Here is a 15,466-nt window from a genome sequence, read left to right as displayed (position 1 = left end):
GCCGAGGCAGGGGCGGGTTATCTGAACCAGTAGAAAAATGCGGGCGCCGTTAGCGGCTGGACTGGGCCGTCGCGCGGGCCTCAATGGTGCGCTGCAGCTGGTCGACATCAATGCTCCCGCAGGCGCCGCCGCACCCTTTGGCGCAGCCCGCAGCCGTTTTGCTAAAGAAGGCTCGCCAGAAAATTCGGCCCACATAAAAGGCTGCCGCTATAAACAGGGCACCAATCAGGCAATACTGTATTTCGACGGAGGTGAGGGCGAGCAGGAGCATGTGTGACAAACCGCGGGCGGAAAAGAATAGTTTGCGAATTTACGACCTTGCCAGCTTTGCTACGCAGCCTTCAGCAAAGCGGACCGGCGGGCCTTCAGGGCAGGCCTACTGCCAGAACTCGCCAATGGCCTGTTGCATCTCGGCGTGCACGTGGCCGTTGCTGGCTACCACTTCACGCCCGAACAGCGGGTCGCCATCTTCCAGAAACTGAGTGACGTGGCCGCCTGCTTCGCGCACCAGCAGAATGCCGGCCGCTACGTCGTAAGAATTTAGGTTGAACTCGAAGAAGCCTTCGCAGCGGCCCGCTGCTACATACGCCAAATCCACGGCGGCAGAGCCGAGGCGACGCACGCCGTGGCTGCGGCTCATGAAGGCGCCGAGCACTTGCAGGTAAGCACTCATTTTGCCGAAATCCTTGTAGGGGAAGCCGGTGGCAATGAGGCTGCTGCCCAGGTCTGCAATGTCAGTCACCCGGATGGGCAGGTCGTTGCAAAAAGCGCCGCCGCCGCGCACGGCCCGGAAGCTCTCTTCGCGGTTTACTTCGTGCACCACTCCCACCACCAATTCTTTTTGATACAGCAGCGCCACACTGATGGAGTACACCGGCAGGCTGTGCACGAAGTTGGTGGTGCCGTCGAGCGGGTCAATTATCCAGGTGAAATCTTCGGTGTGGCTATCGGGACCAGCGGTGCCTTCTTCGGTGATAAAGCCGGCTTCGGGCAGCAACTCACGCAGGCCGGCTACCAGCCGGCGCTCGGTTTCCTGGTCTACGTAGCTCACTAGGTCGTGCAACCCTTTCTGCTCGATTTTGCTGCGGTCGAAGGAAGCCGCTTCCTGGCGGATGAACAGGGCCGTATTGCGGCACAAAGCCGCCAGGTCTAAGGATAGTTGGGTGAAGTTTCTGGTCATGAGGTGATTGTAAGAACGAAAACTCCCCGCTTCAGCTGAAGCGGGGAGGGGGTATTCAACGGGCTAAGTGCTTTTTACGTTGGCCCTGCACTATGGCAATTACCAAGAGCAGGACAGCCAAAATCTGCGTGCCTCGCCCAATCAGCTCGCCGTATCGGACGTAGAACGTCACTTCATCATTGAGGTGAACCGTGCCGCGGCTGGCAGTGGGAATCCAGGCCTGCTCGCGCTGAATGACTTCGCCTTTTTGGTTGATGAAACCGGTGAAGCCGGTATTGGCTGAGCGAGCCAGGTCGCGGCGGGTTTCGATGCAGCGCAGGGTGCCATAGCTAAAGAGCTGACGGTAGCCGGGTGAGTCGTGCCACCAGGCATCGTTGGTAATGACGCCGAGCAGCGTGGCGCCATTTTTAACGTATTCGGCCACAAAGTCGCCGTAGATAGATTCGTAGCAAATGATGGGGGCCACACGCAGGTCTGGGGCGTTGTCGGGCGCGGGGTACACGGTGCGGTCGGGCTGGCTGCCCACGCTGCCCACCGTGCCGCCAAGGTCGATGTGGGAAATAACGGAGGCAAGCACGGGCGGAATCTTCTCTACGCCAGGCACGAGGCGCGACTTGTGGTAGAAGGAAATGGGAGCCGTGGCGTTGGCGAAGTAAGCGCCAGTGTTAAAGATGTCGTAATAGCCAAGGTCGTCGCGGAAACGGGCCGTTTCGCTGGCTGCTTCCTTATTGGGGTAAGAGTCGATGGTGGTGATGCCCGTGAGCAGGGCCACGCCGGGGTGCCGCGCCAGCCACTCCCGAATGCGGCGAATCTTGGGGTTGCTCTCAATCGTGTTCTGCCAGTACGATTCTTCCAGCGCGGTTTCGGGCCACAGCACGAGGCGGGTTTGAGGTGTGAGCTTTTGCTCGGATAGGGCAAGCAGGCGGGTCAGCTGCTCCTCGTAGGGAACGAACTTGGCTCCGCCTTCGAACTTCTCCACGTAGGGGTCGAGGTTGGGCTGCACCACTACCACTTCTGCTGGGGGACCTTTCTCCTGGTAATTGGCACCAATCACATAAGAAAGAAGGACCGGCAGGAGGAGGGCCAGAAATGGAAGTGCCAAAGCAAGGCGCCCCGGTTTTGCCGGCTTGGCAATAATCGGATCAGCTGCTGAAGCGTATTCCATCGCTGACACGCTCAGCGATGGAATACGCTTCAGCAGCTCATTAAAAAACAACAAATTCACCACCCACACCCACACCGAGCCGCCCAGAAAACCCGTGTACTCGTACCACTGCACCCACTGGGGCGCGGCGGCAAAGCCATTGCCCAGCGTGAGCCAAGGCCAGGTAAGGTCCCAGCTTAGGTGCAGCTGCTCGAAGGCAATCCAGAATATGGGCAGCGACAGGTAGCCGACGCGGTTGCCCAGCCGCTTCTTGGTTTGGCGAAAGGCCATCAGCGGCAGACACATCAGCAGGGCATTGAGCACCACGGCAGCAATGCCAGCGCCGAGCTCCGCATAGCTTACCCACCAAGTAGTGAAGGCATTCCAGAGCACCAGAAACAGGTAGGTGTAAGCAAACACGCGCCGCTTGCGGGCACCTTGCAGCGTGAGCTGCCGCTCCAGCACCAAATACGGCACCCAGCCCACAAACAGCAGCAGCGACAGCGGCGCCGATGGGTGCGGCGCCCAGCCACCCCAAAGCAGCAGGGCGCCCAGCACCGCCTGCACTGCGGGCTGCTGTAGCAGGCTAGTCCTGGCCGTCGACGTCGTCGTCGTGGCGGTATCGGTCTTCGCGGCCGGGGCGGGGCTCGCGAGGGGGCGGGGCAAGGTTTCCTTCGACGACAACGACAATTTCTCCTTTGATAGTGGAACGAGCGGCAAAGTCAGCCTCCAGGCTGGCCAGCGTCCCGGTTACGGTTTCTTCAAACAATTTGGTCAATTCGCGGCTAACTGACGCCGGCCGCTCGGGGCCCAGCACCTCGGCCAACTGGCCCAGCGTCTTCACGATGCGGTGCGGGGACTCGTAAAAAATCATGGTCCGGGTTTCCGAGGCTAGCTCTTTCAAGCGGGTCTGCCGGCCTTTCTTCACTGGCAAAAACCCTTCAAATGTGAACCGCTCGGCTCCGAAACCGGACTTGAGCAGCGCCGGCACAAAGGCTGTGGGCCCAGGCAGGCACTCCACGCCCAGGCCCTGCGCCAGGCACTCCCGCACCAACAGAAACCCCGGGTCGGAAATTCCGGGCGTGCCAGCATCCGAAATCAGGGCCATGGTTTCGCCCTTGGCCAGCCGCTCGAGCAGGCGCGGCACTTGCTGGTGCTCGTTGTGCAGATGGTAGGAAAGGAGGGACTTTTTTAAGCCTAGGTGCTGCATGAGGCGGCCGCTGGTGCGGGTGTCCTCGCAGAGCACTGTGCCTACTTCGCCCAGAATGCGGATGGCCCGCAGGGTAATATCTTCCAGATTGCCAATGGGCGTGGGCACGAGGTAAAGGACCGTGTTGGGCATGGGGCAAAGGTAGACGCTGCGCTTGTTGAAGACGGGCGAGAAGGAACGCAATGCTAAACACAGCGTCATGCTTCGACTGCGCTCTGCATGACGCTCTGGTTCTCCTTACACTGCTGTCTCAAAGCGCGCTGCCACAGCATCTATTGCTTCGGCTAGTCGGTGGTCGCGTTTGGTTACGGTGTTGCCGGCGTCGTGGGTGCGCAGGCGAAATTCAACCACGTTGTACTCATTGCTGAACCACGGGTGGTGGTCGAGCCGTTCGGCTTCGGCGGCTACTGCGGTGAGGAAGGCGAAAGCGGTTTTGAAATCCGCAAAGCGAAAGCTGCGGCAGAGGCTGTTATCGGTTTCTATCCACATGGTTGTCATAAAGTTAGTGTAGTTAGGTGATTCGCAGGAAAGCCTTTGGGTACAACCTAAACGGCTAAACTAAAGTACACCTTACTCCCAATCGCATTACTAACTCTCTCGCTAAACTAATGGCCATCGACCCCAATAATCGCCCCATTCGCGTCATCAACGACGATACCACTAATGAAGAAATGGAGGACGGCCACCGCATCCCCAACGCCGACCCGCCCAAGAACGAGGCGGCCCGCGGTGGCTTTGGCAATCGCGACGGCAAAGAAGGCTATGGCACCGACAGCGAAGACGGCATCACGGCCGTGAGCGTGAACGCCGATGCCGACCAGGTAGGCCACCCCAAAGACAACATGCGCAATTCGGAAGAAGGCCGTCCTGACCGCCCCAACCAGGACCTGCCGGAAGAAGACTACGACGCTACCATACGCCCAGTGGGCCCCGTCGATGAAGTCGACGCGCATGACCGCCGCCCCGGCCTCGACGAAATGCGCAACCCCAACTCCCGCGTGGGCATGGGCCAAATGGAGCCCCGCCCCATTCAGCCCATCACCGGCACTGATACCAATGCCGAACTGAATGACCCCAACGCTACCGACTCTGCCATTGACCAGTAGCACACGGTAGTTGCCGGATTAAGACAAAAGAAAACAGTCCTTCCACATTTCCACCTCTTAATTTCTTTTATTATGCCTTACAAGAGCAATAACACCAACCAGCAGTCTGGCGAAAACAAAGGCGCACCCGCTGGCGACGGCCTACCCAAAGGCACTGGCGATTTGCCGGCAATTGAGCACGATGCCGAAACCCAGGCCCGCCTCGAGCAGGCGGCCCTCGACGCGCCCAAGTCGAACCCCAACCGCAACCTCGACAAGCCCGAACTCGACAAGCCGGCTTACGGCGGGGGCCACTAGCCCGTCCTTACCTTATTTAAGAACGTCATGCTGAGTGTTGCTCGGCATGACGTTCTTTTGTTTAAACCAATGGTCTGATTCACCGTGCGACGCTACGCCACCACCGACCTGCACGGCTGCCTGCAAACCTTCCGCCACTTGGTAGAGGAGAAACTGCGCCTAACTCTTGCCGACGAGCTTTACCTGCTGGGCGATTATGTGAACAAGGGCCCTGACAGCCGCGGGGTGCTCGATTACCTCATGCAATTGCAGGCCACCGGCTACCAGGTGCACTGCCTGCGCGGCAACCACGACCAAGCCCTGCTCGATGCCTCCCGCCATCGGTGGCGCTGGGACTGGCTGGGCCCGCGTGGTCGCCTGCCCACCCTTCGCAGCTTTGGCGTGCAGCGCATGGCCGATATCCCCCCGCGCTACTTAAACTGGCTGGCCGCGTTGCCCTATGAAATCGAGTTGCCCGATTTTCTGCTGGTGCACGCCGGTTATGATTTCGCCCTTCCCCCGGCCGAGATGCGGCGCGACTACACCACCATGCTCAATATCAAAAAGTTTGTTTTTGACCCTTCGCGGCTCGGAGGCAGGCGCCTGTTGCATGGCCACGTGCCCACCCCCACGGCCCAGGTGCGCAGCTGGGCTACTGCCCGCCCCGGTGCCCTGGGCCTGGACACCGGCTGCGTGTATCGCCACAACCCCGAGCTGGCCCACCTAGCAGCTCTCAACCTCGACACCTGGGAATTGACGCTGGTTGCTAACCGTGAGCCCGCCTACACCATTGGCAAGCGCTAAAGCACTGCGTCTACGCCCATCATCTTGAGCCCGTCTTCGCCTTTACGGCAGAGACGGGTTTTGTATTATATGACTATTTCAATTCATGCTCTCGCACTGCTTTTTGTAAATAAAGTACGATGTTGAGAGAAGTGCTTTGGTTGATTAATGCAAATTGCGGTTGGCTGGTTGGGAAGTTTGAGTGGTTTGTTTTTGTATCAATCAATTCGAAAATGAAGAATAAAAAAATTGCAGTATTAAAAAGAAATTGGTGGATTAAAGCTTATATAATTGAACTTTGTTAATATTCGTTCGAAATAATTGTATTTTATTACTCTCCAATTAGCTTGCCTGTTGTGTGTCGGTTTAGTGGAATATAAGTTTGATAAATACTATTATTCAATAAGCTAACCGCAGCGATGAGATTGGAGAAAGGTTCTCGTTTGCATGTCTATTAAATATAATTATACGCTATTATTTCAGCCCAGGCTTAGCGTTGAATACGCTGTTGGCGAGCCCGACTCTTATCGTTTAACCGGTTCTGTTTTAATCAATTTTTTCTACCATATGAAACACGCATTACCTTTTTCAACCAACACTTATGGAGCCCCGACAACTACTTTGGGGTGGAAGCGCTTGCGCTGGCCACAGATGGCTGGTGTTCTCACGCTGCTCCTATTACTAGGCAGCCGCGCGCAGGCCACGGTCATCATCAGGGTGGGGCCAGGTACTGGCAACCCAACCATTGCAAATGCGCTTAAAGAGGTTCCGGCTACTCTGAACGAGCCCTACGAGTTGCGTCTGGTGGGTACTTCGTTTTCGGAGAATGTGGTGCTTAACAAAAGGGGCTCGGCCGCCAACCGCCTCACCATTCGGCCAGACGCCGGGGTAACTACGGTCATCTCGGGCACCGTCACTTTTGGGTCCGGCAGCGCCTATACCTTTTTGAGTGGAAACAACGGTACTGCATCCCGCGCCCTTACGCTGCGGCAGAACGACGCCAGCGCCGCTACCCTCGTGTTTAGTGGCGATGCTTTGCACGATGTCGTGAGTGAAGTGGTTGTGCTGGGTTCTGCCAGCTCCGCCACTAGTGGAGTAGTGGTGATAGGCAACGGCGTGACAACCGGCAACGACCACAACTCCATCACGCAAAGCTTCGTGGCCAATGCCAGCCCTTTGGCACTGCCCGTGAACCTGGTGTACGCGGCCAATACAGGCGGTGGTACCAACGATGCGTTCCAGCTAACCCAGAACGAGCTTTTTAACTTCACCGGGACCGGCGTGCTGGTCGCTGCCGGCAATGGTGACCAGTGGAACATCAGCGGCAACAGTATTTTCTACAACCTGACCAGCATCCCCACCACTGCCCAAACCGGCATCGACTTTCGCCCCGGTGCCAATGCCAACGATGCAACCATCGCCAATAACTTCATCGGGGGGCAGTCTGCCGGTGCCACGGGTGGCTTTTGGGAAAATGCCGGTTCGCAAAGCTTCCGCGGCATTGTGATGAACACCGGCAACAGCCCCACCCTTACGAACGAAGTGTTGGGCAACACCGTGAGCAACGTGAGCCTAACGGGCGGGGGCTCGGCCGCCCTCACTGCCCTGACCATCGAGACGGGCCGCAGCGAGGTGAATGGCAATGCATTGGCAAACGTCACCAATGCCGGTACGGGCGGTGTCAATACCCTGGTAAGCCGGGCAACCACCGTGCTCGGCGATTTCAGCGTGAGCACCGGCCAGCTAATGGTGGTGGAAAACGGACTGACCGTAATAGAAGGCAGCCTAACCAACGCGGGCATTCTTAATCACACGGGCGGCGACATCCTCATCAGTGGTGATTTTATAAACAGCGGCTTTTTTGCACAAACCCAGGGCGATACCGAAATCAAGGGCGACATGCTGAACAGCGGCCTCTTCAACTGCTCTACCGGCAAAGTAATTCTGACCGGCAACGGTCCGCAGCTGGTGAGCGGCGGTAATTACTTCAACCTGGAGGTGAATGGTTCCGGCACCAAAACCTTTACGGATGACGCCGAGATTTTCAACGGCGTGCAGATGCTGAACGGGGTGTTAACCACGGATGCCTACCGTATGCGACTGGGCGCGCTGGCCAACCTCAACGAAACCGAAACCAGCTATGTGCTGGGCCGGGTGGAAGTGCGCCGCTCTATGATGGCCGGGGTTGCGCAAGTATTTGGCGGGGCAGGTCTGGTGCTGCACTCCGCCGCCGGGTCCACATCGCCGGGCACCACTACCGTGATACGCACGACTGGCACCGCGCCAGTGGGCGTAGCCGGCCGCCAGGGCATCCTGCGCTACTTCGATATTTCGGCTCCGACCAGTTCGGGCCTGAACCTGACGATGACCATCAACTACTTCCAGCACGAGCTAAACGGCATTGCTCCCTCCAATCTCCGCTTCTTCCGGTCGGCCAACGGCGGCGCCTCTTGGCAGAACAAAAGCATTGGCACCTCCGGCGCTGGTTTTGCCGTGCAAAGCAACGGAGTCAACGACCTTGGCCGCTGGACCCTGGGCGACGTTACCAATCCGTTGCCCGTGGGCCTCACCGCCTTCCGGGCCGAGCGCCAGGGCCGCAATGCCGTGCTCACCTGGGCCACTGCCACCGAGCAGAACAACCGCGGCTTTGGCGTAGAAGTGTCGCTGGATGGCAAAACCTTCCGTGAAATTGGCTTCGTTGCCCCCGAGGGCAACAGCACCAGCGCCTCGGCCCGTACCTACCGGTTTGTGGACGCTGCCGAGGGCAAAACCGGCCTGCGCTACTACCGCCTCCGCCAGGAGGACCACGACGGGAAAGCCACTTACTACAGCCCTCAACTGCTGAACTTCGACGCGGCACTCGCCACTTTCGTCGCCTACCCCACGCAGTTCGGTCCCGACCTGACGGTGGAGCTCACCAGCCCCACGGCCACTCTTGCCACCCTGAGCTTGGTTGATGCAATGGGCCGCGTGGTATGGCAGCAGGACGTGGCCCCTGGCGCGGCTCCGCTGCGCGTGCAGCCCGCCTGCGCCACTGGCAGCTATGTCCTCACGGCTACCGTGGCCGGGCAGGTGCTGCGCCAGCGCGTGGTGAAAGAATAATCCACCTACACCGGGCTATTGGCCTGCTCAGCCTATGCGCTGCATTATTGAAAAAGCCCCAGCTGTTCGCAGCTGGGGCTTTTTCGTGGAAATGCTTTGGGCAAGGAGTTCCTTTAACCGCGGCAACTTCTTGTATTACTGGGCTTCCAGAACGCCTGCCGCTATGACCCGTTGGGCCGAGGCCCGGTACGGATTGAGCGAGTCGGCCGCAACCGTGTTCAGTGTAGCGCGTGCTTGCGTTAGCTCCCGGGCCTGCCAGTAGGCCATGCCCAGGTGGTAGCGGGCACGGCGCGCCAACTCAGTCAGGCTGTCCTGCTCACCGATGCGGCGGAGGTACAATTGGGCGGCATTGCCCTGGCCCTGACGCAGCAGGATAAGGCCGCGCAGGTACAGCAAGGTATCGGCCCCCACGCTGGTAGGCGACACCCGGCCCAGCGAGTGCAGGGCCGCCGGGTAGTGCCCGGCCTGGTACTGGTCGAGGGCTTCGCTGAGCAGGGGGCGGGTGTGCAGCAGGCCTGTGGTCACGGCGGGTCCCGGGTCGGGCTGGTAGTAGGCTTCCCAGTTGCGGGCAGGCCGGGCGGGGCTGGGGCGGCTGAAATACCAGGCCGCTGCGGCCGCAATTACCAGCACTACCGCTCCCAGGGTACTTAGAAGGGCTACGCGGCGCTGGCGGCCTTTGGCTAGGCTTTGGGCCCGGGCCAAGGCATCGCCGCGCTCGTTCATGCGCTCGTCCAGGGACTGCAGGCGCTGGCGTAGGGTGTTGTGGCCAGCAGCCCAGCGCAGGTCGGCGGTGAACTGCTCGTAGGTAGCATAGGCTTCGGCCAGGGCATCTTCCTTTTCGAGGCGCAATTCAAACGCTTCCTGTTCGTCCGGGGTCATCTGACCGTCGGCGAAGCGTTCCAGCTCATCGAAATAGGGGCGGAGGTCGGGCGACGGAGTCAACGGACTCATTTCAGCAGCTCGTAAAGTTTGCGCAGGCAGTTGCCTTTCTGGCGACGGGCCACGGTCGCGTTGGGAAAGCCCATTTTGCCGCCCATCTTCTCGAAGTTGTAGCCGCGGAAGTAAAAGTAGGTCAGCACCTGCTGGCAATCGTGGCCAAGCTGGTTAAACTGGGCCAGCAAACGCTGGCGCCGGCTGGCCTCGGCGGCCGGCAGGGGCATGTCTGTGGGCACTTGCGCCGCCAGCCGCTGCTGGGCCATGCCGTAGACGTGGGCTCGCAAGTCGTTGGGCAGTAGGGTAAGGCGGCCGTCGGCTACTTGGTCGTAAAAATCAAGTAGCGTGTCTTGCAGCAGTTCGTGGGCCTGAGGAGCGGTCAGCCGGTGCTTGCGCTGGGCCCAACGGGCAAACAGGTGCCGGCTGCGCTGGTAAAAGTCAATCAGAAACTTCTGATTGCCGACGCGCAGCTGGGTAAGGGTTTCGGCGAGAGGCGCAGACATGGTGGTGGGGCAATGGCACTGGCAAGTAACAACGGAAATGCTTGGGAAAGGACGAGGTAATGGGCAAATGCACAACAAACCGCCCTGCTTATTTTGAGGAAGGGAGTTTGTTGGTCGGCATTCATTCCATTCCCCTGCTATCTCATCGTCTCACCTGTTACCTTTGGCGTTATGCAAACAGTCGCCCCAGCCCGCCTCCTCGATACCGCCGTTTTCGACCTCATTGCGCAGGAGAAAACCCGCCAAACCCACGGCCTCGAACTCATTGCCTCGGAGAACTACGTTTCCGAACAAGTAATGGCCGCCCAAGGCTCCGTGCTCACCAATAAGTACGCCGAGGGCCTGCCCGGCAAGCGCTACTACGGCGGCTGCGAAATTGTTGACCAGGTAGAGCAGCTCGCCATCGACCGCGTGAAAGAGCTGTTTGGCGTGGCCTGGGCCAACGTGCAGCCTCACTCCGGTGCCCAGGCCAACGCGGCCGTGATGCTGGCCTGCCTGCAGCCCGGCGACAAAATCCTGGGTTTTGACCTGAGCCACGGTGGCCACCTTACCCACGGCTCGCCGGTTAACTTCTCCGGCAAGCTCTACCAGCCCAGCTTCTACGGCGTCGAGAAGGAAACCGGTCTCATCGACTGGTCGAAAATCAAGGACATTGCCCGCCGCGAGCAGCCCAAGATGATAATCTGTGGCGCTTCGGCGTATTCCCGCGATTGGGACTACGCCGCCTTGCGCGAAGCTGCCGACGAGGTAGGCGCCCTGCTGCTGGCCGACATTTCGCACCCCTCGGCTCTTATCGCCACGGGCCTGCTGAACTCGCCGTTCCAGCACTGCCACATTGTGACCACCACCACCCACAAAACCCTGCGCGGCCCCCGCGGCGGCCTCATCATGCTGGGCCAAGATTTTGAAAACCCTTTCGGCCTGAAAACCCCAAAAGGCGAAATTCGCCAGATGTCGGCCGTGCTCGACGGCGCCGTGTTCCCCGGCACGCAGGGCGGGCCGCTGGAGCACGTCATTGCGGCCAAGGCCGTGGCTTTTGGCGAAGCTCTGAATGCCGACTTCAAGGCTTATACCCAGCAGGTAGCGCGCAACGCTCAGGCGTTGGCTGCCGGCTTTGTGGGCCTGGGCTACGACATTATCTCAGGCGGCACCGACAACCACCTCATGCTGATTGACCTGCGCTCGAAAGGTATCAGCGGAAAGTTGGCCGAAAACACGCTGGTAAAGGCCGATATCACCATCAACAAGAACATGGTGCCCTTCGACGATAAGTCCCCGTTTGTTACCAGTGGCATCCGCATTGGCTCGGCTGCCGTAACTACCCGCGGGCTGGGCGAATCCGACATGGGCCGAATCGTGGAGCTAATCGACGAAACCCTGACTCACCACGACAACGACACCCGCATCGGGCAAGTGCGGCAGCAGGTGAACACCTGGCTGCAGGGCTACCCGCTTTTTGCTTAAGGGGCGAAATGGGCGTCAGTAAAATGGTGAACAGGGCACGCCTGGGCTTCTGTTGCGGTTTTGCCGCTTAGGAAAGCTGGGTTGGTTCACGCCACTCTGCCAGCTCACCATTTCCCTTACTCACCATTTCACTTATAGCTTTCCGTGCAATCTAAATCGCAACAACAACTTCCGCTGGGCGAACAGCACGAAATGTCCTTCATCGACCACTTGGAGGCGTTGCGCTGGCACGTTATTCGAGCGGCTATTTCGGTGGTGGTGTTTGCCACCGGGGCTTTCTTTGCCAAAGAATTTCTGTTTCACGACCTGATTCTGGGGCCTTCGCGCAACGATTTCTGGACTTACCGCGCCTTCTGCCAACTAGGTAAGTGGATGGGGTCGACGGAGCCGTGCAGCAACAGCGTCAATTTTGTGATTCAGAACCGCGAGATGAGCGGCCAGCTGGCCATGCACATCAGCACCTCGTTCATCGTGGGCATTGTGCTGGCTTTTCCCTACTTGTTCTGGGAACTGTGGCGCTTTGTGAAGCCGGGCCTGTACCCGCACGAACGCAAGAACTCGCAGGGCGCGGTGTTCTTTGTCTCGGTGCTTTTCATATTGGGGCTGCTGTTTGGCTACTACGTGGCGGCACCGCTCAGCATCAACTTTCTGGCTTCTTACACGGTGGACCCCACCATCGAAAACCAGATTGACATGCAGAGCTACATCTCCACGCTCACAACCATGACCCTCTCGTGCGCCTTCGTGTTCGAGTTGCCCATGGTCGTGTTCTTCCTGGCCAAAGCCGGGCTCATCACCCCCGAAATCATGCAGATGTACCGCAAGCACGCCATTGTGGTTATTCTGATTCTGTCGGCCATCATCACGCCACCCGACATTTCGTCTCAAATTATCGTCACCATTCCCATTCTGCTGCTTTACGAGCTAAGCATCAACATAGCCCGGGCCGTGCGGCGCAACGATACAGCCCGCCTCAACAGCGAGATTAACAAGTAGCGAGGCGGGGATGTGCTGAGCTATTAAGCTCAGGGCTATGGCCGAGCTTCTGTCCTGCTTTTCCATTCATCATACGCATAGTGGCACTGGCGCTTTAATTCTTCCGTCTTCTCCATTCAATACACATGAAACTTGCTCTCGGCTCCGACCATGCTGGCTTTGTTCAAAAGGAAATGCTTCGCACCTGGCTAAGCGACCAAGGCCACGAAGTGCACGATTTTGGCACCTTCTCAGCCGATTCGATGGACTATCCCGACGTTGCCCATCCCTTGTCGGCGGCAGTAGCCGCTGGCGAATACGAAGAAGGCATCCTGTTGTGCGGCTCGGCCAATGGCGTGTGCATCACGGCCAACAAACACGCCGGAGTGCGTGCGGCCATTGCCTGGCTGCCTGAGCTTGCCAGCTTGGCCCGGCAGCACAACAACGCCAACGTGCTCTGCGTGCCGGCCCGCTACGTGAGCGAAGAGCAAGCGCAGGAAATTGTATCGACCTTCCTCAAAACAGATTTTGAAGGGGGGAGGCACCAAAATAGAGTATCCAAAATAAACTACTGAGAAACAGTTAGGTGTCTTTTGGGGGTAGGGCCCGAGCGAAAGAAGGGTGAGACGGATTGTTTGGAATAGTATTAAAGCGTGAAGCATTGCTGCACAGTGCTTATCTTTGACTAGCACTATGCACCCACCTATGGCCCGGCTCGGATTTTTGCTGATGTGGTTGATGGCCATTGGCTTGCTGCCCGCCTTTTCGGCACCAGCAGCAGCACTGGCAGCAGCCGAACAGCCCCTCCCGGCCGCAGTGGAGGAAATACGCCAGAAGCTGGAAACGCAGCTGCCCGACACCATCCGACTGCGATTGCTGACCGCCATGTGTGCGGCGCTGCACACCGAGCAGCCTGCGCAGGCGCTGCCTTATGGTGAGTCGGCCGTATCTCTGGCCCGGTCCCTGCCCATCACGGAGCAGAGTGCCGCCTTATTGCGCAGCCTGCTATGCCTGGCCAGCTGCTATGCCAACCTGTCGAACGGACCCGAGGCCTTGACCCTGCTTTCTGAAGCCCAGTCCCTTGCCCGTCGCCTGCAGGACAACGATGCCCTGGCCCGTTCCTACACTTCGCAAGGCAGCATTTACCACGAGCGGCGGGATTCCACCACGGCCTGGCGGTACTACCGCCGCGCCCTAGAACTGACCTCGCAGGCCGGCGTGTCGTCCCGCACCCGCATGCGGCTGCTGGGCAACGTGGGCGGCCTGTTCTTTTATCGCCAGCAATACCAGCGGGCCATGCACTACGACTCGCTGGCCCTGGCCCTGGCCCGGCGCGCCGGCGACTCGACGGCCCAGTCGAACTACCTCTCCAGCTTGGCCACCTATCAGATGCAGGTCGGAAACATGGGCCGGGTGAAGCGTCTGCTCACGCAAGCGCTGGCCATCAGTCGCCGCCAACATGCGGCACGCAATCAAGCCAACCAGCTGATAATGTTTTCGATGTATTACGTCGAAACCGAGCAGCCCGAACGGGCCGAAGCTTCGGCCCGGGAGGCCCTGAAGGTGGCCCGCCAGAGTGACTACCTGGAGCGGGTGCTCGATGCTTACAGCATTCTTTCCTCAGAGGCGGCCGAGCAGGGCCGCTACCGGCAGGCATATGAGTGGAATCAGCGGTATTTGGCGCTCAACGACACCCTAAATAGCCGTCAAACGATGCAAACCCTGGCTACTGCCCAGGTAAACTACGAAACCCAGGAGCGCGCCCGTCGCCTCCGCTTTCTTACGGAGCAGAATCGGCAGCAGGTCTGGAACAGCCGAATACTGGCAGTAGCGGTTGCCGTGCTCGCCATTGGCCTCCTAGTAACAGTGTACCTCTACCGCAACCTGCGCCGCAATCGCGCGGCCCTTGCAGCCAACAACCAGGCCCTGGAAAAAGCATCGGAAGAATTGCGCCGCGTGGCTGTTTTTAAAGACAAGCTCTACGCCATTGTGGCCCACGACCTGCGCGGCCCGGTCACGGCGTTTGCCGGTGTCACCAGCCTCATAGACTCCTACATTGCCCAAAACGACCAGGCGGGCCTGGCCCGCTTGCCCGCGCTGGTTCGCCAGGCAGCCGACAGCCTCAACCATTTGCTCGATAACGTGCTGAACTGGGCCGTGAGCCAAACGGGGGAGCTAGAGTGTCGCCCCGCACCCCTGCTGGTGTCGGAGCTATTTGCCGAATGCCAAACCCTGTACCAGACCACGGCGGCAGCCAGTTGGCAAACCATCACCATGTCGGCCCCCGCCGGCCTGCGCTTAATGGTCGACCACAACATGGTGCGCACCATTTTGCGCAACTTGGTGGGCAACGCCCTAAAGTTTATGCCTGCGGGCGGGCACGTGCATTTGGAGGCGGCCCTCGACCCCGACGACCCGCAAATGATACTGCTCAGCTGCACCGACACGGGCCCGGGCATGAGCGCGGGCAATGTGGCAGCACTCATGAGCAGCCCGGCACTGCCCGAGCCTGCCTCCACACCCCACGCCACGGGTTTGGGCCTGGGCTTGGCGCTGTGCCGCGCTTTCGTGCACCGGCACGGCGGCACCCTCGTCATTCAGAGCCGCCCCGGCGCTGGCACCAACGTGACGGTGAGCCTGCCCGCAGCCCCGGCAACGCCGGCCGCGCATAAGGTGGTAAAGACCGAAAAAAGCCCGTCCTTGTAAGGCACGGGCTTTTTTCGGTGCTGTTAAAGCCGCTATGCGGCATCCGTTAACGTCAGGCTTATTGCCAGAATTAAGCGTCTTATT

The 15,466-nt window shown here is 59.3% G+C and carries 15 protein-coding genes; 8 read left to right on the top strand and 7 right to left on the bottom strand.

The window, feature by feature from the left end; translation table 11 throughout:
• Positions 1–49: 49 nt before the first annotated feature.
• The 5 genes from ACP7AJ_RS00630 to ACP7AJ_RS00610 all read right to left on the bottom strand — a co-directional run bounded on the left by ACP7AJ_RS00630 (position 50) and on the right by ACP7AJ_RS00610 (position 4,023).
• Positions 50–280 (bottom strand): hypothetical protein, encoded by a 231-nt coding sequence (locus ACP7AJ_RS00630; protein WP_426058249.1) that lies wholly within the window; start codon positions 278–280, stop codon positions 50–52.
• Between the two features lie 96 nt (positions 281–376).
• On the bottom strand, positions 377–1,180 hold the full coding sequence (locus ACP7AJ_RS00625; RefSeq protein ID WP_426058248.1) for an inositol monophosphatase family protein: 804 nt from the start codon (positions 1,178–1,180) through the stop codon (positions 377–379).
• 55 nt (positions 1,181–1,235) lie between these two features.
• A complete protein-coding gene (gene lnt, locus ACP7AJ_RS00620) occupies positions 1,236–2,990 on the bottom strand; it encodes an apolipoprotein N-acyltransferase (RefSeq protein ID WP_426058247.1) in 1,755 nt (584 codons plus the stop codon).
• The gene (gene rsmI, locus ACP7AJ_RS00615) at positions 2,911–3,666 is read right to left on the bottom strand and encodes a 16S rRNA (cytidine(1402)-2'-O)-methyltransferase (protein WP_426058246.1); all 756 of its coding nucleotides are present in this window, start codon (positions 3,664–3,666) and stop codon (positions 2,911–2,913) included. The genes lnt and rsmI overlap by 80 nt, the downstream gene beginning before the upstream one ends.
• 105 nt (positions 3,667–3,771) lie before the next feature.
• Positions 3,772–4,023: a 4a-hydroxytetrahydrobiopterin dehydratase gene (locus ACP7AJ_RS00610; RefSeq protein ID WP_426058891.1), complete on the bottom strand. Its 252-nt coding sequence runs from the start codon at positions 4,021–4,023 to the stop codon at positions 3,772–3,774.
• Positions 4,024–4,142: 119 nt separating this feature from the next.
• Between ACP7AJ_RS00610 and ACP7AJ_RS00605 the strand changes: the two genes are divergently transcribed.
• The 4 genes from ACP7AJ_RS00605 to ACP7AJ_RS00590 all read left to right on the top strand — a co-directional run bounded on the left by ACP7AJ_RS00605 (position 4,143) and on the right by ACP7AJ_RS00590 (position 8,801).
• Entirely contained in the window at positions 4,143–4,640 is a 498-nt protein-coding gene (locus ACP7AJ_RS00605) for a hypothetical protein (RefSeq protein ID WP_426058245.1), read from the top strand.
• Between the two features lie 72 nt (positions 4,641–4,712).
• Entirely contained in the window at positions 4,713–4,937 is a 225-nt protein-coding gene (locus ACP7AJ_RS00600) for a hypothetical protein (RefSeq protein ID WP_426058244.1), read from the top strand.
• A gap of 84 nt (positions 4,938–5,021) precedes the next feature.
• Complete coding sequence (locus ACP7AJ_RS00595) at positions 5,022–5,720, top strand: metallophosphoesterase family protein (protein ID WP_426058243.1); 699 nt, start codon at positions 5,022–5,024, stop codon at positions 5,718–5,720.
• A 546-nt stretch (positions 5,721–6,266) separates the two neighbouring features.
• Positions 6,267–8,801 (top strand): hypothetical protein, encoded by a 2,535-nt coding sequence (locus ACP7AJ_RS00590; protein ID WP_426058242.1) that lies wholly within the window; start codon positions 6,267–6,269, stop codon positions 8,799–8,801.
• 135 nt (positions 8,802–8,936) lie between these two features.
• On the opposite strand, the gene ACP7AJ_RS00585 is transcribed toward ACP7AJ_RS00590, so the two are convergent.
• Both ACP7AJ_RS00585 and ACP7AJ_RS00580 read right to left on the bottom strand, forming a co-directional pair.
• Positions 8,937–9,752 carry a hypothetical protein gene (locus ACP7AJ_RS00585; RefSeq protein ID WP_426058241.1) on the bottom strand — a complete coding sequence of 272 codons (816 nt, stop codon included), beginning with the start codon at positions 9,750–9,752 and terminating at the stop codon, positions 8,937–8,939.
• On the bottom strand, positions 9,749–10,237 hold the full coding sequence (locus tag ACP7AJ_RS00580) for an RNA polymerase sigma factor (protein WP_426058240.1): 489 nt from the start codon (positions 10,235–10,237) through the stop codon (positions 9,749–9,751). Before ACP7AJ_RS00580 ends, ACP7AJ_RS00585 begins: the two co-directional genes overlap by 4 nt.
• A gap of 171 nt (positions 10,238–10,408) precedes the next feature.
• On the opposite strand from ACP7AJ_RS00580, the gene glyA reads away from it, so the two are divergent.
• The 4 genes from glyA to ACP7AJ_RS00560 all read left to right on the top strand — a co-directional run bounded on the left by glyA (position 10,409) and on the right by ACP7AJ_RS00560 (position 15,382).
• Entirely contained in the window at positions 10,409–11,701 is a 1,293-nt protein-coding gene (glyA, locus tag ACP7AJ_RS00575) for a serine hydroxymethyltransferase (RefSeq protein ID WP_426058239.1), read from the top strand.
• Positions 11,702–11,845: 144 nt separating this feature from the next.
• On the top strand, positions 11,846–12,697 hold the full coding sequence (gene tatC / locus ACP7AJ_RS00570; protein WP_426058238.1) for a twin-arginine translocase subunit TatC: 852 nt from the start codon (positions 11,846–11,848) through the stop codon (positions 12,695–12,697).
• 125 nt (positions 12,698–12,822) lie between these two features.
• Positions 12,823–13,251 carry a ribose 5-phosphate isomerase B gene (gene rpiB / locus ACP7AJ_RS00565; RefSeq protein WP_426058237.1) on the top strand — a complete coding sequence of 143 codons (429 nt, stop codon included), beginning with the start codon at positions 12,823–12,825 and terminating at the stop codon, positions 13,249–13,251.
• 118 nt (positions 13,252–13,369) lie between these two features.
• Positions 13,370–15,382 (top strand): ATP-binding protein, encoded by a 2,013-nt coding sequence (locus ACP7AJ_RS00560; protein ID WP_426058236.1) that lies wholly within the window; start codon positions 13,370–13,372, stop codon positions 15,380–15,382.
• The last annotated feature ends 84 nt before the right edge of the window (positions 15,383–15,466 follow it).

Source organism: Hymenobacter sp. B1770, assembly GCF_049896385.1.
GTDB lineage: Bacteria > Bacteroidota > Bacteroidia > Cytophagales > Hymenobacteraceae > Hymenobacter.
Note: the sequence above shows the minus strand (reverse complement) of the source record. Positions and strands in the feature narration are given on the sequence as shown.